The 18,936-nt window shown below is 62.7% G+C and carries 19 protein-coding genes and 1 pseudogene; 5 read left to right on the plus strand and 15 right to left on the minus strand.

Features of this window, described 5'->3' with window-relative positions; genetic code table 11:
* Positions 1 to 209, plus strand: a pseudogene (locus CHB99_RS29930) (hypothetical protein); the annotation flags it as partial.
* 97 nt (positions 210 to 306) lie between these two features.
* Here the strand turns inward: CHB99_RS29930 and msrQ are convergent.
* From msrQ to mrcB, 9 genes are all read right to left on the minus strand, one after another.
* Positions 307 to 927, minus strand: a complete 621-nt coding sequence (gene msrQ / locus CHB99_RS10575) for a protein-methionine-sulfoxide reductase heme-binding subunit MsrQ (RefSeq protein WP_042125809.1) — start codon at positions 925 to 927, stop codon at positions 307 to 309.
* The gene (msrP, locus tag CHB99_RS10580; RefSeq protein WP_042125808.1) at positions 927 to 1,940 is read right to left on the minus strand and encodes a protein-methionine-sulfoxide reductase catalytic subunit MsrP; all 1,014 of its coding nucleotides are present in this window, start codon (positions 1,938 to 1,940) and stop codon (positions 927 to 929) included. Before msrP ends, msrQ begins: the two co-directional genes overlap by 1 nt.
* 66 nt (positions 1,941 to 2,006) lie before the next feature.
* Positions 2,007 to 2,864 carry a CDP-diacylglycerol--serine O-phosphatidyltransferase gene (gene pssA, locus CHB99_RS10585; RefSeq protein ID WP_042125806.1) on the minus strand — a complete coding sequence of 286 codons (858 nt, stop codon included), beginning with the start codon at positions 2,862 to 2,864 and terminating at the stop codon, positions 2,007 to 2,009.
* A gap of 147 nt (positions 2,865 to 3,011) precedes the next feature.
* Positions 3,012 to 4,028 carry a ketol-acid reductoisomerase gene (ilvC, locus tag CHB99_RS10590; protein ID WP_042125804.1) on the minus strand — a complete coding sequence of 339 codons (1,017 nt, stop codon included), beginning with the start codon at positions 4,026 to 4,028 and terminating at the stop codon, positions 3,012 to 3,014.
* 54 nt (positions 4,029 to 4,082) lie between these two features.
* Entirely contained in the window at positions 4,083 to 4,574 is a 492-nt protein-coding gene (gene ilvN, locus CHB99_RS10595; RefSeq protein ID WP_042125802.1) for an acetolactate synthase small subunit, read from the minus strand.
* A 1-nt stretch (position 4,575) separates the two neighbouring features.
* Positions 4,576 to 6,300 (minus strand): acetolactate synthase 3 large subunit, encoded by a 1,725-nt coding sequence (locus tag CHB99_RS10600; RefSeq protein ID WP_042125827.1) that lies wholly within the window; start codon positions 6,298 to 6,300, stop codon positions 4,576 to 4,578.
* Between the two features lie 414 nt (positions 6,301 to 6,714).
* Complete coding sequence (locus CHB99_RS10605; RefSeq protein ID WP_042125800.1) at positions 6,715 to 7,047, minus strand: YqcC family protein; 333 nt, start codon at positions 7,045 to 7,047, stop codon at positions 6,715 to 6,717.
* On the minus strand, positions 7,044 to 7,793 hold the full coding sequence (locus tag CHB99_RS10610; RefSeq protein ID WP_042125798.1) for a tetratricopeptide repeat protein: 750 nt from the start codon (positions 7,791 to 7,793) through the stop codon (positions 7,044 to 7,046). Before CHB99_RS10610 ends, CHB99_RS10605 begins: the two co-directional genes overlap by 4 nt.
* Before the next feature lie 25 nt (positions 7,794 to 7,818).
* Positions 7,819 to 10,140 (minus strand): penicillin-binding protein 1B, encoded by a 2,322-nt coding sequence (mrcB, locus tag CHB99_RS10615; RefSeq protein ID WP_042125796.1) that lies wholly within the window; start codon positions 10,138 to 10,140, stop codon positions 7,819 to 7,821.
* 118 nt (positions 10,141 to 10,258) lie between these two features.
* On the opposite strand from mrcB, the gene CHB99_RS10620 reads away from it, so the two are divergent.
* The 3 genes from CHB99_RS10620 (at position 10,259) to CHB99_RS10630 (ending at position 12,687) form a co-directional block, all read left to right on the plus strand.
* Positions 10,259 to 11,821: a bifunctional aminoglycoside phosphotransferase/ATP-binding protein gene (locus CHB99_RS10620; RefSeq protein WP_042125794.1), complete on the plus strand. Its 1,563-nt coding sequence runs from the start codon at positions 10,259 to 10,261 to the stop codon at positions 11,819 to 11,821.
* 106 nt (positions 11,822 to 11,927) lie between these two features.
* The gene (locus CHB99_RS10625) at positions 11,928 to 12,272 is read left to right on the plus strand and encodes a pentapeptide repeat-containing protein (protein WP_042125792.1); all 345 of its coding nucleotides are present in this window, start codon (positions 11,928 to 11,930) and stop codon (positions 12,270 to 12,272) included.
* A 142-nt stretch (positions 12,273 to 12,414) separates the two neighbouring features.
* Positions 12,415 to 12,687, plus strand: coding sequence for a TfoX/Sxy family protein (locus CHB99_RS10630; protein WP_042125791.1), 273 nt, complete (start codon positions 12,415 to 12,417; stop codon positions 12,685 to 12,687).
* A gap of 180 nt (positions 12,688 to 12,867) precedes the next feature.
* Here CHB99_RS10630 and CHB99_RS10635 read toward each other — a convergent pair whose 3' ends face one another.
* From CHB99_RS10635 to CHB99_RS10650, 4 genes are read right to left on the minus strand one after another with little or no spacing between them, the layout of a single operon-like run.
* A complete protein-coding gene (locus CHB99_RS10635) occupies positions 12,868 to 13,767 on the minus strand; it encodes a ChaN family lipoprotein (protein ID WP_042125789.1) in 900 nt (299 codons plus the stop codon).
* A 9-nt stretch (positions 13,768 to 13,776) separates the two neighbouring features.
* Positions 13,777 to 14,544 (minus strand): heme ABC transporter ATP-binding protein, encoded by a 768-nt coding sequence (locus CHB99_RS10640; RefSeq protein ID WP_042125787.1) that lies wholly within the window; start codon positions 14,542 to 14,544, stop codon positions 13,777 to 13,779.
* On the minus strand, positions 14,544 to 15,527 hold the full coding sequence (locus CHB99_RS10645) for a FecCD family ABC transporter permease (RefSeq protein WP_167335868.1): 984 nt from the start codon (positions 15,525 to 15,527) through the stop codon (positions 14,544 to 14,546). The genes CHB99_RS10640 and CHB99_RS10645 overlap by 1 nt, the downstream gene beginning before the upstream one ends.
* A gap of 50 nt (positions 15,528 to 15,577) precedes the next feature.
* Positions 15,578 to 16,456 carry a heme/hemin ABC transporter substrate-binding protein gene (locus CHB99_RS10650; protein WP_042125783.1) on the minus strand — a complete coding sequence of 293 codons (879 nt, stop codon included), beginning with the start codon at positions 16,454 to 16,456 and terminating at the stop codon, positions 15,578 to 15,580.
* Positions 16,457 to 16,593: 137 nt separating this feature from the next.
* Between CHB99_RS10650 and CHB99_RS10655 the strand changes: the two genes are divergently transcribed.
* Entirely contained in the window at positions 16,594 to 16,914 is a 321-nt protein-coding gene (locus tag CHB99_RS10655; protein ID WP_042125781.1) for a Rieske (2Fe-2S) protein, read from the plus strand.
* On the opposite strand, the gene sfsA is transcribed toward CHB99_RS10655, so the two are convergent.
* Both sfsA and CHB99_RS10665 read right to left on the minus strand, forming a co-directional pair.
* The gene (sfsA, locus tag CHB99_RS10660; RefSeq protein ID WP_042125779.1) at positions 16,904 to 17,617 is read right to left on the minus strand and encodes a DNA/RNA nuclease SfsA; all 714 of its coding nucleotides are present in this window, start codon (positions 17,615 to 17,617) and stop codon (positions 16,904 to 16,906) included. The two genes, CHB99_RS10655 and sfsA, sit on opposite strands and share 11 nt — an antisense overlap.
* Positions 17,617 to 18,789 (minus strand): pyridoxal phosphate-dependent aminotransferase, encoded by a 1,173-nt coding sequence (locus CHB99_RS10665; protein ID WP_042125777.1) that lies wholly within the window; start codon positions 18,787 to 18,789, stop codon positions 17,617 to 17,619. Before CHB99_RS10665 ends, sfsA begins: the two co-directional genes overlap by 1 nt.
* Between the last annotated feature and the right edge of the window lie 147 nt (positions 18,790 to 18,936).

Consider the following 18,936-nt stretch of genomic DNA (forward strand, 5'->3'; position numbering starts at 1 on the left):
CTTCAACCGAGGCGCGCATTCTACGCTTTCCTCTAAGTCTGTCAAGCGTTTATTTTGAAGTTTTTCAGAATTTCTCGTTCAACTTCAAACACTTGACTCGCTGCGATCTCTCGTTAGCGGGAGGCGAATTCTACAGCGTTACAACCTGCTGTCAACTGCCTTTTTCAACCGCCTTCGTAGATGACCGAAGCACTCCCGATACCACCTGAAACATCCAACTCGTTGATTCTCAAGGAGTTTTCCGTTTCGACTGCGCCGGAAGTGGGGCGAATTATAGAGAGATAAAACAGCACGTCAACACTTTATTTAAACTTTTGTTACGGGGCGCATTTTTCGACTGCCAAACCGCGGCAAACGTTGGGTGATCGCAGGGACGCGCAGAAACAGCAGCCCCACGCCAATCAAGGCATAGACGCTCCACTCCTTGAGATCCGCGCGCACGATCCAGAGAAAATGCAGCAGCCCCAGGCCAAGAATCACGTACACCAATTTGTGCAGGCGCTTCCAGCGTGCCCCGAGCCGACGCTGGCTGTAACGGTTGGAGGTCATCGCGAGACTCAGCAACCCGAGGAAGCCCAGCACACCGACGATGATGTATGGCCGTTTGCGCAACTCCACCGCCAACTGCCCCCAGTCGAGACCAAGAATGAAGAAGAGATAGGCACTCAGGTGCAGTGCTATATAAGCAAAGCACCACAAGCCCAACTGCCGGCGGACCACGATCCAACCGGACCAACCTGTCATCCTCTGCAGCGGCGTCATCGCCAGGGTGATCAACAGAAAGATGAGCCCACCCAACCCGAGGCGATCCACCAACACCTTGCCCGGATCCGGTCCCAGCGCGAAGATCCACGCCTGATACAGCCAGAACAACGGCCATACGGCAGCCAGAACGAAGATGCACAGGCGCAACCATGGATAGCGCATCAGTAGTTCTTCCTCAGGTCGAGACCGGTATACAGCGAGCTCACCTCTTGCGCATAGCCATTGAACATCTGCGTCTCACGCACATTGGGGCTGAACAGACCGCTCGGTAAACGGCGCTCCCGTGCCTGGGTCCAACGCGGGTGATCCACCGAGGGATTGACGTTGGCATAGAAGCCATACTCCTCCGGCGCAATGCGTTGCCAGGTGGTTTGCGGCTGCTCGCTGACCAGACTGATGCGCACGATCGACTTGATGCTCTTGAACCCGTACTTCCACGGCACCACCAAGCGCAGCGGTGCGCCATTCTGGTTCGGCAGCTCGCGGCCATACATTCCCACCGCGAGAATCGCCAGGGGATTCATCGCCTCATCCAGGCGCAAGCCTTCAACATATGGCCAGTCGATCAGGGCAAAGCCGGAACGCTGCCCCGGCATGTGCTTGGGATCCTGCAGCGTTTCAAAGCGCACGTACTTCGCCTTCGACGTCGGCTCCACTTCCTTGAGCAACGCGGCAAGCGGAAAGCCCAGCCAGGGAATGACCATCGACCAAGCCTCCACACAGCGCAGCCGGTAGATCCGCTCTTCAAGCTGATAGGGCTTCACGAAGTCTTCGAGCGCGTAACGCCCTGGCTTGCCAACCTCACCATCGATGACAACGGTCCAGGGTGAGGTGGGCAAACCACCGGCATTCTCCGCCGGATCCCCCTTGTCAGTGCCGAACTCATAGAAGTTGTTGTAGTGGGTCGCGTCCTTGAACGGCGTGATGGCCTCCCCTTGCACGGTTACCGCCTGCCAGCGGGTGGCTGGCAATTTCTCGGTAAACCAGGCCGGCGCTGCACCCGGCTCCGCATCGGCATAACGCGACACCTCGCCCGCACCAGCCCACCCCGGCAGTCCGGCAATAGCCAGACCCGCCACGGAAGCACCGAGCAGAGAACGACGGGAAAGATAGAGCGACTCAGGCGTGACCTCCGACTCAGAGCAGTCGGAGGTCCGGGGGAACTTGATCAGCATGATGACTCCGCAGAACTGCAGGACAGATGCTGCAGTAGACTACGGAGTCTGAGAAATATTGCAGCCCTACTCCGCGTTTTTCCGGCGACGCATGCGTAACAAATATTGAGCCGGACCGGACGCCGCGTAGGCGAGGAAAATCAGCAGCAGGATACGCGGTGGATCACTGAAGACCACGGCAAATACCAATACCACGGCGAGAATCGCCACGAACGGCACGCGACCTTTCAGATCCAGCTCCTTGAAGCTGTTGTACTTGATGTTGCTGACCATCAGCATGCCTGCGCCCGCAACCAGCAACGCTACCAGGAACGACAACTTCGACCCCTGGATACCGTAGTCGCTGAAGGCCCAGACCGTACCGGCGACGACACCCGCCGCGGCCGGGCTGGCCAGGCCAATGAAGTAGCGTTTGTCGGCCTTACCCACCTGGGTATTGAACCGAGCCAGACGCAGTGCCGCACCGGCGACATAGATGAAGGCGACCATCCAGCCGACCTTGCCCATGTCACCCAGCGCCCAGCCGAACGCCAGTAGCGCTGGCGCCACACCGAAGGCGACCATGTCGGACAGCGAATCGTACTCGGCACCGAAGGCACTCTGGGTATTGGTCATGCGTGCAACGCGACCGTCGAGACCGTCGAGCACCATGGCGACGAAGATGGCGATGGCGGCGAAGGCGAAATACTTGCTCGCCTCGCGAGGATCACCGGCACTCAGGGCACTCTGGGCACTCATCGAGTTGATGATCGAATAGAAACCGGCGAACAGGTTCGCGGTGGTGAAAAGGTTGGGCAGCAGATAAATGCCGCGATGACGGACTTTGCGTCCTTCGGCGTCATGTCCTTCTTCGACATGTTCATCGATCGGTAGCAGGCTTTCGGCGTCAGAGGCCTTGTTCGGCTCTTCGGGACGTTCGCTCATGGAGATTACCTTGCAACGGTTTGGAAAGTTTCGACAATGGTTCGCGGCGAGGGTTCGCCGACAAACGGATGGAAAGCTTATACCAGAAGCTGACCCCGGAAATGAAAAAACGCGGCCGAAGCCGCGTTTTCATTGCATCAAAACCAATCAGTTCTTGGTCTTGTCGACGATCTTGTTCGCCGAGATCCAAGGCATCATCGAGCGCAGTTGCTCGCCGATGATCTCGATGCCGTGAGCGGCGTTGTTGCGACGCTTGGCGGTCATCGATGGGTAGTTGGTAGCACCTTCACTGATGAACATCTTCGCGTACTCGCCGTCCTGGATGCGCTTCAGAGCGTTGCGCATGGCCTTGCGGGATTCTTCGTTGATGACTTCAGGACCGGTCACGTACTCGCCGTATTCGGCGTTGTTGGAGATCGAGTAGTTCATGTTGGCGATACCGCCTTCGTACATGAGGTCAACGATCAGCTTCAGTTCGTGCAGGCACTCGAAGTAGGCCATTTCCGGCGCGTAGCCAGCTTCGACCAGGGTTTCGAAACCGGCCTTGACCAGTTCGACGGTACCGCCGCAGAGAACGGCCTGCTCACCGAACAGGTCGGTTTCGGTCTCGTCCTTGAAGGTGGTTTCGATGATGCCGGTACGACCGCCACCAACGCCAGCAGCGTAGGACAGCGCGACATTCTTGGCGTTGCCCGAAGCGTCCTGGTAGACAGCGATCAGGTCAGGGATACCACCGCCCTTGACGAACTCGGAACGAACGGTGTGACCCGGAGCCTTCGGCGCGATCATGATCACGTCGAGGTCGGCACGCGGAACGACCTGGTTGTAGTGGATCGCGAAGCCGTGGGAGAAGGCCAGGGTAGCGCCCTTCTTGATGTTCGGCTCGATTTCGTTCTTGTACAGGGTGCCCTGGAACTCGTCCGGGGTCAGGATCATGACCAGGTCGGCAGCGGCGACGGCGGTAGCGACGTCAGCGACTTTCAGGCCGTGGGCTTCAGCCTTGGCAACGGTAGCCGAACCTTTACGCAGACCGACGGTGACATCCACACCGGAGTCCTTCAGGTTGCACGCTTGAGCGTGGCCCTGGGAACCGTAACCGATGATGGCAACTTTCTTGCCCTGGATGATCGAGAGATCGCAGTCTTTGTCGTAGAAAACTTTCATGAAAATACCCCTGTTATCTCGGCCTTGTTCAGGCCATTCGCTAATTTTGTCGAGTTAGATGCTGAGCACTTTGTCGCCGCGGGCAATGCCGGTGACACCGCTACGCACGGTTTCCAGGATGGACGCGGTGCCAATTGCCTGAATGAAGCTGTCGAGCTTGTCGCTGGTGCCGGTCAACTGCACGGTGTACACGCTGGCGCTGACGTCGACGATCTGCCCACGATAGATATCGGTGGTGCGCTTGATCTCGGCACGCTGGGCGCCAGTGGCCTTCACCTTGACCAGCATCAGTTCGCGCTCGATATGAGCACTTTCCGACAGGTCGACCAGTTTGACCACCTCAACCAGTTTGTTCAGGTTCTTGGTGATCTGCTCGATCACCTCATCATGGCCCACCGTGGTCAGCGTCAGACGCGACAGGGTCGGGTCCTCGGTCGGTGCTACGGTCAGGCTTTCGATGTTGTAGTTGCGCTGCGAGAACAAGCCGACGACGCGGGACAGGGCACCGGGTTCGTTTTCCAACAGCAGGGAAATAATGTGCCGCATATCAGGTCCGCTCCGTCTTGCTCAGCCACATGTCGCGCATCGAACCATCCTTGATCTGCATCGGATAGACGTGCTCGCTGTTGTCGACCTGGATGTCGATGAACACCAGGCGATCCTTGAGGGCGAAGGCTTCTTCGAGCTTGGGCTTGAGGTCCTTCAGGCTGGTGATGCGGATGCCCACATGACCATAGGCTTCAGCCAGCTTGACGAAGTCAGGCAGCGACTCCATGTAGGAGTGCGAGTGACGGCTGTTGTAGGACATGTCCTGCCATTGGCGAACCATGCCCAGTACACCGTTGTTCAGGTTGACGATCTTCACCGGCAGGTCGTACTGCAGGCAGGTCGACAGTTCCTGGATGTTCATCTGGATACTGCCCTCGCCGGTGACACAGGCCACGTCGGCCTCCGGGAAGTTCAGCTTGACGCCCATGGCCGCCGGGAAACCGAAGCCCATGGTGCCCAGGCCGCCAGAGTTGATCCAACGGTTCGGCTTGTTGAAGCGGTAGTACTGCGCCGCGAACATCTGGTGCTGGCCCACGTCGGAGGTGACGAAAGCGTCGCCCTTGGTGACTTCGCAAAGGGTCTCGATCACGGTCTGCGGCTTGATGACGCTGCCGTCGCCCTTGTCGTAAGGGAACAGGCCGCGGTCGCCGCGCCACTCTTCGATCTGCTGCCACCAGGCATCGATGGCCGCCTTTTCAGGCTTCTCGCCGATCTCGCGAACGGCAGCGAGCATCTCGGTGAGCACGCTCTCGACCGGCCCGACGATCGGGACGTCGGCCTTGACGGTCTTCGAGATCGACGCCGGATCGATGTCGATGTGGATGATCTTGGCGTTCGGGCAGAACTTGGCCGGCCCGTTGATCACGCGATCGTCGAAACGTGCGCCGACAGCCAGGATCACATCGGCATGGTGCATCGCCAGGTTGGCGGTGTAGCTGCCGTGCATGCCGAGCATGCCGACGAACTGGCGATCGGTACCCGGATAGGCGCCCAGGCCCATCAGGGTGTTGGTCACCGGCACGTTGAGCAGTTGCGCCAGTTCGGTCAGCGGCTCGGAGCCACCACCGAGGATCACGCCGCCGCCGGCATAGATGATCGGACGCTTGGCCGCGAGGATCATTTCCGCCGCCTTGCGGATCTGGCCGGAATGACCACGGACCGCTGGGCTGTAGGAGCGCAGCTTGACCTTCTTCGGATAGACGTACTCGAACTTTTCAGCCGGGTTGGTCATGTCCTTCGGAATGTCGACGACAACCGGGCCTGGACGGCCGGACTGGGCGAGATAGAAGGCTTTTTTCAGGACTTCCGGGATTTCCGAGGCATGTTTGATCATGAAGCTGTGCTTCACGATCGGCCGGGAAATACCGATCATGTCGGTTTCCTGGAAGGCATCGGTACCGACCATGGTGCTGGGCACCTGACCGGAGAGGATGACCATCGGGATGGAGTCCATGTACGCGGTGGCAATGCCGGTGATGGCATTGGTCGCGCCCGGACCGGAGGTCACCAGTACCACACCGGCCTTGCCGGTGGCACGGGCGTAGCCGTCCGCCATATGGGTAGCTGCCTGTTCGTGACGAACCAGGATGTGGTGCACTTCCGGTTCTTTGAACAGAGCATCGTAAACATGAAGGAGAGCACCACCAGGGTACCCATAGATGTGCTTAACGCCTTCGTCACGCAAAAAGCGGACGACCATTTCAGCGCCAGATAAAAGCTCCACGTTGTTCACCTCTAAAACGCCAGAATACCGTTCGCTCCGGAACGGGTCTTAATAGGTTTACTGCCAAGCAGAGCATGAGCGACGGAATCGCCGAGTACGTCAGCACTGACTGAGCAAGTATTGGGAGCGCCCCAAAGTGTTGCGGGGTTTTCCCACCCAGCGCGAGGTAACGCGTTGCGGGGTGTAACAGGTCGGCGCGGGTGTGCGCCTCATGATCTGCTTAGCGGGTCTGCTTCTGGCAGTCCCCCTACAGCGGACTTTGGATTGTTCTGATTCGAACTGCGCAAGTCAAGTGACTTCATGGTTTAAATTCCGCCGCAACACCTCTGCCAGCCGGGCGGAAACGTTTGCGCATGCCCGCGCCAAACGAAACGGGGCCGCAAAAGCGGCCCCGAACGATAAACGGCAGAAAAATCAGGCAGATGGACTGATCAATTGATCGAACTCCGCCAGCAGCTTGCGCAATTGACGACTTTCCTCTGGGCGATCGACGTACACCGTCTCGGCCATCGCCAGGATGCCCGAGGCATTGGGTAGCGCCAGGCCACGCTCGAGGATCTCCTTCATCCGCGGCAGGAAGATCCACTGCAGCCACTGCTCGAAGCTCATGCTGTCGACGGCGAAGGGCACCGTACTGGCCAGCGCCTCGGCACTCGGGGCCACATCGCTCCACCAGCCCTGCACATGCAGTTCGCGCTCGATCAGCAGCAGGTGATCGGCGATATCCAGGATGCGCGGATCCATCACAGCGTGGCCTGGGCTTTCTGCCGCGCCAGGGCGGCGCCGGCGGCGTCACCCTGCTTGTCGCGGGCCTGGGCGATGATGTTCCACAACCCGGACTGCAGGTCGGGACGGCCATTGGCGTAAGTCAACGCGCGGCGCGCCAGTTGCTCGGACTGCGCGGCATCACCTTGAGCCAGGCGGACCTGGGCCAGACGGTAAAGCACCTGCGGCTCCCGCGGTGCGATGCGCTGCGCGCGCTCCAGGCTCGACGAAGCACCGTTGTAGTCGCCGCTGCCCTGCTGCTGCTGGGCAGTGGTCAACAGCGCCAGCACCGGACCATCCAGTTGCTCGTCCGCCGACAGGCCACCCGTGCTGCTGCTCGCCCGCGGGATGCCGGTCGGTGCGGACGGCATGGTGTAGCTGCCCGCGTTGCTGCTCGGGGCCGGGGTGAATGGCTGCGAAGTCACAGGCCCCGGCGTGATCGGCCCGGTGCTGATTCCGGACGGCGCGGTTGAGGCCGGGAAGGTCTGGATCGGCGTGGCACCGCTGCCTTGCGGGATCATCACGGTCACGCCGCTGTCCTGTGGAAGCGACTGGGTCTGGCTGGTGCCGCTGCGCACCGCCGCGGTGCCGGCACGATTGGCCTGGACCCGTTCACTGTTGGACACCCGGGTACCCGAATCCACCACCGGAATCGAGCCACGCTGCACGGTGGCGCAGCCGTTGAGCAAGGCCAGCGCCGTCAGGGCAGGAAACCACCATTTTTTCACGTCACGTCCTCTTGGCAATCGCCGATTAATTCATCCAGCCCTTGACCCAGTCCATGACCGAGTCGGCTGGTGTCTGTTCACCGCCACAGGCTGCGCCCGCGACCGGCTCGCTGCCGCGAATATACGGCATCTGCACCGCGCCCGGGCAGCTCGCGTCGGAGCCCTGGCCAGTACGCGGATCGACCCACGCCAGCACCACGTTATCCGGTTGCGGCATATCCAGCGGCAACGGATCGGCCTTGCGCATGAAGCTGGTCCACACCTGCAAGGCACCCGTGGCACCGGTAAATGGCGTCTTGCCGTTGTCGTCGCGACCGAGCCAGACCACCGCCAGCAGGTCCTGGCTGAAGCCAGCGAACCAACTGTCCCGCGAGTCGTTGCTGGTACCGGTCTTGCCTGCCAGGTTCAGCGAACTCGGCAGCACGCTGTAGACCGAGCGCCCCGTACCTTCGCGCATCACCCGCTGCATGGCGTTCTGCACCAGGTAGATGGAACCCGGGTCGAAACGCTGCTGGATCTGGAACGGATAGCGCTTGAGCGGTTCGCCCTCGGCGGTCAACACGCTGCGGATGCCGCGCATCGGTGTGTTGAAGCCACCATTGGCCAGGGTCTGGTACATGGTCGCTACTTGCATCGGCGACATGCCGCCGGCGCCCAGAAGCATCGACGGGAACGCTGGCCAGTCGACCTCGACACCCAGTCGTCCTATGGTTTTGAGCACATTCGGCACACCCAGTTCCAGACCCAGCTTGGCCGTCGACAGGTTGTAGGAGTTGGCCAGGCCCTGGTACAGGTAAATGGTGCCGTGAGGACGACGATCGTAGTTCTGCGGCTTCCACACCTGACCATCGGCGCCTTTGACCGAAAACGGCTCGTCCTGCACCCAACTGGTCAGGGTGTACTGGCTCGGTTTCTCCAGCGCGGTCAGGTAGACCGCCGGCTTGACCAGCGAGCCGATCGGACGCACCGCGTCGATCGCTCGGTTGAAACCGGCGAATCCGGCCTGACGACTGCCGATCAGGGCCTGAACCTCACCGGTTTCAGGATTGGTCACCACCATCGCCGCCTCGACTTCGTCCGCGCCCTTGCGCCCGCCCAGGCGCTTGAAGGTGTCAGCCATCGAGGACTCGGCCTTCATCTGCAGGATCGGGTCGAAACTGGTGAAGATGCGCAGCCCTTCTTCGGTGAGGTCTTCGTCGCGGTAGTCCTGGCGCAGTTGCCGCTTGACCAGATCGAGGAAGCCGGGGAACGAGCTATCGGCCAGGCTGCCACGCTTGGTCACGCCCAACGGCATCTTCTTCGCCGCTTCGACCGCTTCCGGCGTAGCCACGCCCTGCTCCGCCAGCAGGTCGAGGACCAGGTTGCGCCGCTGCAGGGCGCGCTCCGGATAACGCCGCGGGTTGTAGTAGGACGGCCCCTTGACCATCCCCACCAGCAGGGCCACCTGCTGCAGCTTCAGTTCCGACAGCGGCTGGCTGAAGAAGAACTGGCTGGCCAGACCGAAGCCATGCACCGCGCGCTGGCCGTCCTGACCGATGAACACTTCGTTCAGGTAGGCCTCGAGGATTTCCGGCTTGTCGTAATGCAGCTCCAGCAGCACCGCCATCATCGCTTCGGTGAGCTTGCGGCTGAGGCTGCGCTCGTTGGTCAGGAAGAAGTTCTTCACCAACTGCTGGGTCAGGGTACTGCCGCCCTGACGCATGGCGCCGGACGAGGTGTTGACCCACATCGCCCGGGCGATGGACTTGGGCGAGACCCCCAGGTGGTGATAGAAGTCGCGGTCTTCCACCGCCACCAGGGTTTCCAGCAGGTACGGCGGCACCTGATCGAGCTTGATCAGGATGCGGTCTTCGAGATTCTTCGGATACAGGCCGCCAATCAGCAGGGGTTCCAGGCGCACCACCGCCAGCTTGGCGTCGTTGGCCGCGCTGAGGCCGGCCACATAGTCGCCGGAGAAACGCACACGGACTTTCTGCGCAGCTTCCAGGCCTTCATAGAACTGGAAGCCGCGCGTGTTCAGGTCGACCGTATTGCCGCTGACCGCCGCCGCGCCGGGACCATTGGCCACGCTTTCACGGCGATAGCCGAGTGCATCGAGCTCGACGAGGAAATCCTCCTTGCTCAGCTTCTGACCGACGAACAGCTCCAGTGGCCGGGCATACACCTTGGCCGGAATGGTCCAGCGCTTGCCGGAGAATTTTTCCTGGACGATTGCATCGAGATAGACGGCAAAACCGGCAAGCACCACAAGACCGACCAGGCTGAGCTTGATGGCCCAGCCGAGCCAGGCGCGAGCGCGACCAGACGGTTGTTTTTTCGGGGTACGGGAGGATCGGGTACGTGTCATGGGCGCGGATTATACGCACTTTATCGTTCATCGACAGACGCCCTCCGGCGGTTTCCAGACGGCATGCTTGCCGCCATAATGGCCGATTGAAATCCCATTTGTCCCGGAAGGATCGCCCGTGAGCCAAGCCTTGATCGCAGCCCTGCAGAACCCCGCCCTATACCCCCATCCGGTGAAGGATTTCCGGGTTATCGAGACGCATATTTCCTGGGTCGTGCTCACGGGCGATTACGCGTACAAGGTCAAGAAACCGATGAATTTCGGCTTCCTCGACTTCACCGAGCTGTCCAGTCGTGAACACTTTTGCAACGAAGAACTGCGCCTGAACCAGCGCCTGACCGATGGCCTGTACCTGGATGTCCTGCCGATCACCGGCAGCGCCGAGGCGCCGCAACTGGGTGGCGCTGGCCAGCCGATCGAGTTCGCCCTGAAGATGCGCCAGTTCCCCCAGGAGCAGATGCTCAGCACCCTGCAGGCGAATGGTGAACTGACCGCCGCGCACATCGACCAGATGGCCAGGCAGATCGCCGAGTTCCACCTGCAAGCACCACGGGTCGCCGTCGAACATCCGCTGGGTACGCCGGAAAGCGTGATGGCACCGGTTGAACAGAACTTCGAGCAGATCCGTCCGTTCCTCAGCGACAAGGCCGACCTGCAACAGCTCGACGCCCTGCAGGCCTGGGCCCGCAGCAGCTTCGACCGTCTGCACAAGCTGCTGGCGGAGCGCAAGGCGCAAGGCTTCATCCGCGAATGCCACGGCGATATCCACCTGGGCAACGCCACCGTCATCGACGGCAAGGTGGTGATCTTCGACTGCATCGAGTTCAACGAACCGTTCCGCCTCACCGACGTCTACGCCGACACCGCCTTCCTTGCCATGGACCTGGAAGACCGCGGCCTGAAGTCGCTCTCGCGGCGTTTCGTCAGCCAGTACCTGGAACTCACCGGCGACTACCAGGGCCTGGAACTGCTGAATTTCTACAAGGCCTACCGCGCCCTGGTGCGGGCCAAGGTCGCACTGTTCAGCATGCCGGCCAACGCCGATGGCGTGCAGCGCGCCACCACCCTGCGCCAGTACCGCAACTACGCCAACCTGGCGGAGAGCTACAGCGCCATTCCTTCGCGCCTGCTGGCAATCACTCACGGCGTTTCCGCGGTGGGCAAGAGCCATGTGGCGATGCGCCTGGTCGAAGCGCTCGGCGCGATCCGCCTGCGCTCGGACGTGGAACGCAAGCGCCTGTTCGGCGAACAGAGCGCAGCGGCGGCAGGCCAGCTGCAAGCCGGCATCTATAGCACCGACGCCAACCAGGCCACCTATGCGCGCCTGCATCATCTGGCCGAAGTGATCCTGCGCGCTGGTTTCCCGGTGGTGATCGATGCCACCTACCTGAAACAGGCACAACGCCAGAACGCCGCCGACGTTGCCAGCGAGACCGGCGTGCCGTTCCTGATCCTCGACTGCAATGCACCGCAAGCCGTCATCGCCAGCTGGCTGGCGCAGCGTCAGGCGGACCAGAACGATCCGTCCGACGCCACCCTGGAAGTGGTTGCCGCGCAGCAGGCCAGCCGCGATGTCCTGAGCGCCGAGGAACTGCTGCAGAGCAAGCGCGTGGAAACCAACGAAAGCACCAGCCTCGACGACCTGGTCAAGCAGATCCGCCAACGCCTGCCAGGCCTGTAAAACCGCCAGAGGCGTGAAGCAGTCCACACTTCACGCCTCTGCTCCGCAGCTTCCGCACCGGGTGACACTATAATGCCATTACATGGCCACCCAGGAGGCGCGTTCCATGAATCAGCCACGGCAACTCGACAGCTCGCTGTACGCATTGATTCACAACGAGGACATCACCGGGTTCAACCGCGAGAAACCGCGAGACGCCAGCATCGATTTTCGTGATGGCGACTTCCGTGGCCTCGACCTGCGCAATCTCGATGCATCGGGCATCGACTTCAGCGGTGCCTACTTCCGCGCCGCCGACCTGCGCGGCCTCGACCTGCGCGACGTACCGCTGGAGGGTGCGAGCCTGGCCCACGCGCAGATCTCGGGGACCTGGTTCCCGCCAGAACTGAGCGCCGACGAGATCCTCATGTCGGTGAACTTCGGTACCCGCCTGCGCTATCGCACACGCTGAAACGCTCCGGCGCGCCCCGCCGGACAGCTTCTTCCCAGCGGCACTGGCAAATAGCCGCGTTATCGCCAAGTGCCGCTACACTCCTCATTGATTACCCGCGACTTCCTCCACAAGATCCGTTCAGCCGGCGCAAGGAGGCTTGATGAACGACGAACTCCAGCACCTGAAGAATCTTGGCAAGACCTCGGCGCAATGGCTGCACGCGGTAGGCATCCACAGCGCATCGGACCTCCGCCGCCTCGGTGCGGTGGATGCCTATCGGGCGGTACGCACGCGGGGATTCCGGGCATCGAAGGTGCTGCTGTACGCGATTGAAGGCGCTCTGCTGGATATCCACTGGAACGACATACCCTTGGAGCGCAAGAACGCCCTGAACCAGCAATTCGATGCGACGACCCAGCGGAAAAAAAATTGAAAAATTGTGGATTGGCCGATTGACTTCGAAATGAGAATCGTTATGATTATCACAACTGGTCGCGAGACTGGTTGGATAAGCTGAAAGACCTTGGTTCGGACTCTCAGATTATCTCCTCATCAGGCTAATCACGGTTATTGACCCGGCAGTTTTGCCGGGTCTTTTTTTGCCCGCGATTCTTCATTTCAGATCGGCGCAGTAGTCCCGCTTCGGCAGGGCTGCGGTGAACCAGACATAATCCGCTTCCTGCGCATCGACCGGCTCGCCGACCTGCACCAGCATCAGCACCTGGTTATCCGAGGCCGCACCGAGATCCGCCAGATGCAGCGGCACACCGACATCCTTGCGCGCGTGCTGCCCACCGGCCAGCAGCAGCGCCGGCGCGGGCGCCTGAAGCAGGCGCTGGGCCATGCGCCGATCACGTTGCTGCTGCACCGCGAGCATGGCGGGCAGTTGGCTCTCCGGAAGCATGCCGCAATGGCCCGCGCGCACCTCTTCCAGCAACACCTCCCGCACCGCCGGCGCGTTGGAGCGCGGGCCGCTCAATGCCGGGGGATTACGATAGATGCTCTTCATTTCGTCGCGATCAAGATTGGCCGCCAGCAGCGGATAGCCGCGGGTGAACGCGTCGCGCAGCAGCGGGGCATAGAACGTCCAGTCCCACCCCTGGCGCCAGTCGATGGCGGCGGCCAGATCATCCGACAATGGTTGCTGCTGACGTACTGCATCGACCTTGACCTGCTGCACCGGCTCGAGCATTTCCAGCAACAGGCTGCCCTGCGGCCGCTGCTGGTTCAGCGCCTGCAACAGCCAGAGCTGCAGCGCGTGGTGATCGGGATTGTCGTGCTGCTCGCCCACCACCACCCGCGGCGCCGCGGCCAGCCGCTCAACCAGTTGCGATGGTGTCAGCAGCTTGCCGCTGGCGGTTTCGCGGATCTGGCCCAGTTCGGCGTGCTCGCGCCCTTCCGGGCTCTGCCATTCCGGCAACGCCGGTAACGGCGGCAGCGCGGCAGTGGAGTGACATCCCGCCAGACTCCAGGCCAGCAGAAACAGGATGGCAAAAGACCAGGACCGGGACATGCGCAACTCCTATCGGGCAATGATGAGCGGATGCCCTCGCTCGGGATGAGGCTGGACCAGCACGTCGAGGCCGAACACTGCCTTCAGCGCCTCGGGCCGCAACACCCGCTCGGGCGTATCGAAGGCATGAGGCTGGCCGCTTTCCAGCAACAGGATACGATCACAATAGCGTGCGGCCAGGTTCAGGTCGTGAAGGATCACCAGCACCGCGGCGCCACGATCGGCAAACCCGCGCACCGCCTGCAGGGTGGTGTGCTGATGCAACGGGTCGAGCGCGGAAGTCGGCTCGTCCAGCAGCAGGGTCCTGCCCTCCTCGCCCGGCCACAACTGCGCCAGGACCCGCGCCAGATGCACGCGCTGACGTTCGCCACCGGAAAGTGCCAGATAGCTGCGCCCGGCCAGGTGCAAGGCATCCGTCGCTTGCAGCGCGGCGCTGACGATCTCCCGATCGCGGTCCTGCCCGGTGCGATGGGGCAAGCGCCCCATACCCACCACTTCCTCGACCTGGAAAGCGAAACCCAGGCTCGATGCTTGCGGCAGCACGGCCAGGCGTTGGGCGCGTTCATGCCCTGGCCAGTCCGACAGCGCACGCTCATGCAGCAACACGCGTCCACGAGTGGGTGCCAGTTCGCCACACAAGGCACCGAGCAAGGTGCTCTTGCCGGCCCCGTTGGGCCCGAGCACGCCCAGTACCTCGCCGGGTCGCACCCCGAGCTCGATGCCGTCGAGCACGGTGCTGCGCCCGCGAACCACCTGCAGATCCTCGACCTGAAGCATCAGGCACGCCCCCGCAACAACAAATAGAGAAAGAACGGCGCGCCGATGAAGGCGGTCACGATACCGATCGGCAGTTCCGCCGGCGCCAGCGCCAAGCGCGCGATCAGATCGGCGAACAGCAGCAGCGAAGCCCCCGCCAGCAAGGAAGCCGGCAGCAACACACGGTGATCCGGCCCGACCAGGAGACGTACCAGGTGCGGCACCACCAGGCCGATGAAGCCGATCAACCCCGCCGCCGCCACCGCCGCACCGACGCCCAGGGCGGTGCAGAACACCAGTTCACGCTTGAGTTTCTCGACGTCGAAGCCCAGGTGCCGCGCCTCCGACTCGCCCAGCAACAAGGCGTTCAGCGCTTCGGCGCGGCGCGGCAACCACAGCGCCACGGCACTCGCCACCAGCACCAGCGGCCACAGGCGCTGATAGCTGGCACCGTTGAGACTGCCCAGGTTCCAGAAGGTCAGGGTGCGCAGGGTGGCGTCGTCGGCCATGTAGGTGAACAGGCCCACCGCCGAACTGGCCAGCGCGGTCAGGGCGATCCCGGCGAGCAGCATGGTGGCGACGCTGGTCTGCCCGTCGCGCCGCCCCAGTCGATAGACCAGCGCGGTCACGCCAAGGCCGCCGAGAAAAGCGCACAGCGACAGCAGGTACGGTGCGAACGCTTCCGGCACGCCTCCAGCCCAGGAACTGCCGACAATGGCAATCGCCGCACCGAGTGCCGCACCGCTGGACACCCCGACCAGACCGGGATCGGCCAGCGGGTTGCGAAACAGGCCCTGCATGGCCACGCCAGCCAGGGCCAGCACCGCGCCCACGGCCAGACCCAGCAGGGTCCGTGGCAGGCGGATCTGACCGAGGATCAGTTCGGCCTGCTCCAGTCCGTCCCCGGTCACCGGCATACCGAGCAGACGCAGACCGGCGCGCAGGGTATCCAGCAACGGCAGGCTGACCGGCCCGAGCGCCAGCGACAACCAGGTCGCCAGCAGACACAGCACGCCAAGGGCGATGAACAGCGTGCGTGGTTTCACCAGTCGGATCATGGCGCCAGTCGCGCCTTCGCCGCCGGATAGAAGGCCTGGGCCAGCGCATGCAGGCCGGCCGGCAGCCGTGGACCGAGACCGCCGACCAGCAGGGTCGGGTCGAGGTCGACCAGGCGTTTTTCCTTGGCCGCGCGGGATGCGGCCAGGGCCGGGTTCTCCTTGAGCAGCGCCTGCAGGGCCGCGTCACCGGCCAGGGCGCGGTCGGAGAACACCACCACCTGCGGGTTCAGCGCCGCCAGGGTCTCGCTGGAGAAGTTCTTGTAGCCCTCGTGGTCCGCCAGATTGTGTCCGCCCGCCTGCTCAATCAGCCAGTCGCCTGCGGTGCCCTTGCCGGCGATCATCGGTTTGGCACCAGCGTGGCCTACCAGCAGGATCACGCCGGGTGCCTTATCCGCACCCTGAGCGGTTTTGATTCGCTCGCGCAGGCTGTCGAGCTGCTTGCGGTAGTCGCTGTAGCGCTGCTCGGCCTGCTCCGGCTTGCCCAGAAGCTCGCCGAGGTGCTTGAGGTTGAGCTGCACGGCCTCAAGATCGGCGCGACTGGAAAACAGTTCGACCCGCACCCCGGCGCCGCGGATCTGCGCCAGTACCGGCGGCGGCCCCATTTCCTCGGTACCGACCAGCACGTCAGGGCGCAGGCTCAGCACCCCCTCGGCGGACAGCTGACGCTGGTAACCGATGCTCGGCAAGGCTTTCAGCGATTCGGGATGCTGGCTGGTGGTATCGACGCCGACCAGACGCGACTCGGCGCCGAGTTCGGCGATCCACTCGCTCAGCGCGCCACCGGCGCTGACCCAGCGTTGCGGCAGTTGCTCCGCCTGCACCGGGTTGAAGACAAGCCCGATACAAAGGGCGATCAGGCTGGCACATCGGCGCATTGGGAAGCTTCCTGTTCATGACGGTTCAAGGGAGGCAACGGACAGGGTATAAAGGCGTCCGGCGCCATCGGGGCCAGCAATTTGATAATTATTTGCATTTGAGCGTCAAGCCGCCAGCAATCGCCACGGAACTCCCTGTGAAGCACTTCCTTTGTCATTCCGCCGAACTGGGCGAAGGCCAGAGCCGAGGATTCAGCCACGCCGGCCTGGAACTGCTCGGCGTGCGCCGCCAGGGCCAGGTCTACCTGTACCGCAACCGTTGCCCGCACCGCGGGATCCCGCTGAACTGGCAGCCGGAACAGTTTCTCGACAGCAGCGCCAGCCTGATCGCCTGCGCCCATCATGGCGCGCTGTTCCTGATCGAAAGTGGCGAATGCGTCGCCGGCCCCTGCGAGGGCGACGCCTTGCAGGCCCTGGACTGCCACGAAGACAGCCAGGGCATCTGGCTCAAGGATTGAGCAGCACCGGCAAGGCACGATCGATGCGCACCTGCTGGTTGTCCAGCGCAACGCCGTAGGCCAGCACTTCCACACCGTCGAGCTGCGCCGCGCGCAAGGCCATGGCATAGCCCGGGTCGATTTCTTCTGCCGGGCGCACGCCTTCGATACCGCCGAGGTTCACACAATAGAGCTGCACCGCGCGCACGCCCTGGCGAGCCAGTGCCGCCAGTTCGCGCAGGTGCTTGGCGCCACGCTGGGTGACCGCATCGGGAAAGGCGGCGATGGTGCTGCCGTCGAAACCGAGCGTCACGCTCTTGACTTCGACATAGGCCAGACCGCTGTCGAAGGTCAGTTGGAAGTCGATGCGGCTTTTCTCTTCACCGTAAGGCACTTCACGGCGCAAGGAGGTGAAGCCTGCCAGCTCACGGATCACCCCGGCCCGCAGTGCTTCCTCGACGATGGCATTGGCCCGCCCGGTATTGACGCAAGCCAGGCGCCCCTGCGGGGTTTCGCTGATTTCCCAGGTACCCGGCAGCTTGCGCTTGGGGTCGCTGGAGCGGCTGAACCAGACCTGGCCACCCTCCTTCATGCAATTGAGCATCGAGCCGGTATTGGGGCAATGAATGGTCAGTTGCTCGCCGTCGAGGGTTTCGATATCGGCGAGAAAGCGCTTGTAGCGCCGTACCAGTCGGGCCTCTTCGAGCACAGGAGAAAAGAACATCAGCCTTGCCAGCTCCGCAGACCGCGGGCAATCCGCTCCACCGCCTCGTGCAGGCGCGGCAGGCTCTGGGTATAGGCGAAACGCACATGATGACTGGCCTGGTGGCGGCCGAAGTCGATGCCCGGCGTGAACGCGATGTGCTCGGTTTCGAGGAAGTGCCGGCAGAAGGCGAAGGCGTCACCGCCGAACTTGCTGATGTCGGCATATAGATAGAAGGCACCTTGCGGCACCACGGCGATGCCAAAGCCCAGTTCACGCAGGGCCGGTAGGAGGAAATCGCGGCGGCGGGCAAATTCGGCGCGGCGCTCCTCGAGGATTTCGATGGTGCGAGGCTCGAAGCAGGCCAGCGCGGCATGCTGGGCCATGCTCGGGGCACTGATATAGAGGTTTTGCGCCAGCTTCTCCAACTCGGGGATCGCCGCCGGTGGCGCGACCAGCCAGCCGAGACGCCATCCGGTCATGCCGAAATATTTTGAGAAACTATTCAGGATAAAGGCCTGGTCGTCGACTTCCAGGGCGCTGGGTGCATCCATGCCGTAGGTCAGGCCATGGTAGATCTCATCCACCACCAGGTGGCCGTTGTGCGCACGGGTCGCCCGGGACAGCCCGGCCAGGGCGTCACGGTCCAGCACGGTGCCGGTCGGGTTGGCCGGCGACGCCACCAGGGCGCCGACGGTGTCGTGGTCCCAATAGCGCTCGACCAGGTCGGCGTTGAGTTGATAGTTGACCTCCGGCCCCACCGGCACCAGTTGCGCCCCACCCTCCACCAGACGCAGGAAGTGGCGATTGCAGGGGTAACCCGGGTCGGCCAGCAGCCAGTGCTTGCCCGGATCGACCAGCAGGCTGCTGGCCAGCAGCAGGGCCCCGGAACCGCCAGGTGTAATAAGGATGCGTTGCGGGTCGATGCTCAAGCCGTAGCGCGTGGCATAGAAACCGGAGATCGCTTCGCGCAGCGCCGGCAGGCCGCGGGCCGCGGTGTAGCGGGTATGCCCGGCGGCCAGCGCGGCCTGCCCGGCTTCGACGATGGGGGCGGCGGTGGAAAAGTCCGGCTCGCCGATCTCCAGGTGGATCACGTCGTGACCGGCCGCCTGCAGTTCGTTGGCCCGCGCCAGCAATGCCATGACATGGAAAGGTTCGATGGCGCGACTGCGCGCACTGTAGGGCTGAGCCATTGGCCTTCTCTCAATTGGTACTAAACTGATGATTCTACCCGCGCGCCGCGGCGAACGTCTGGGTAAACCTCGCTGTCCTACCGGAGATAACCGGGAGTAGCGCACCCCGATCCTATCTGGTAAGTTCGGCGGCTCGCAGTCGCAGGG

The organism is Pseudomonas japonica, assembly GCF_900188455.1.
GTDB classification, from domain to species: Bacteria; Pseudomonadota; Gammaproteobacteria; order Pseudomonadales; family Pseudomonadaceae; genus Aquipseudomonas; species Aquipseudomonas japonica.

What these genes read in the sequence shown, in the direction of transcription:
- msrQ (WP_042125809.1), bottom strand. Translation starts at nt 927, where the DNA reads ATGCGCTATCCATGGTTGCGCCTGTGCATCTTCGTTCTGGCTGCCGTA.
- msrP (WP_042125808.1), bottom strand. Translation starts at nt 1,940, where the DNA reads ATGCTGATCAAGTTCCCCCGGACCTCCGACTGCTCTGAGTCGGAGGTC.
- pssA (WP_042125806.1), bottom strand. Translation starts at nt 2,864, where the DNA reads ATGAGCGAACGTCCCGAAGAGCCGAACAAGGCCTCTGACGCCGAAAGC.
- ilvC (WP_042125804.1), bottom strand. Translation starts at nt 4,028, where the DNA reads ATGAAAGTTTTCTACGACAAAGACTGCGATCTCTCGATCATCCAGGGC.
- ilvN (WP_042125802.1), bottom strand. Translation starts at nt 4,574, where the DNA reads ATGCGGCACATTATTTCCCTGCTGTTGGAAAACGAACCCGGTGCCCTG.
- mrcB (WP_042125796.1), bottom strand. Translation starts at nt 10,140, where the DNA reads ATGACACGTACCCGATCCTCCCGTACCCCGAAAAAACAACCGTCTGGT.
- CHB99_RS10625 (WP_042125792.1), top strand. Translation starts at nt 11,928, where the DNA reads ATGAATCAGCCACGGCAACTCGACAGCTCGCTGTACGCATTGATTCAC.
- CHB99_RS10630 (WP_042125791.1), top strand. Translation starts at nt 12,415, where the DNA reads ATGAACGACGAACTCCAGCACCTGAAGAATCTTGGCAAGACCTCGGCG.
- CHB99_RS10635 (WP_042125789.1), bottom strand. Translation starts at nt 13,767, where the DNA reads ATGTCCCGGTCCTGGTCTTTTGCCATCCTGTTTCTGCTGGCCTGGAGT.
- CHB99_RS10640 (WP_042125787.1), bottom strand. Translation starts at nt 14,544, where the DNA reads ATGCTTCAGGTCGAGGATCTGCAGGTGGTTCGCGGGCGCAGCACCGTG.
- CHB99_RS10650 (WP_042125783.1), bottom strand. Translation starts at nt 16,456, where the DNA reads ATGCGCCGATGTGCCAGCCTGATCGCCCTTTGTATCGGGCTTGTCTTC.
- sfsA (WP_042125779.1), bottom strand. Translation starts at nt 17,617, where the DNA reads ATGTTCTTTTCTCCTGTGCTCGAAGAGGCCCGACTGGTACGGCGCTAC.
- CHB99_RS10665 (WP_042125777.1), bottom strand. Translation starts at nt 18,789, where the DNA reads ATGGCTCAGCCCTACAGTGCGCGCAGTCGCGCCATCGAACCTTTCCAT.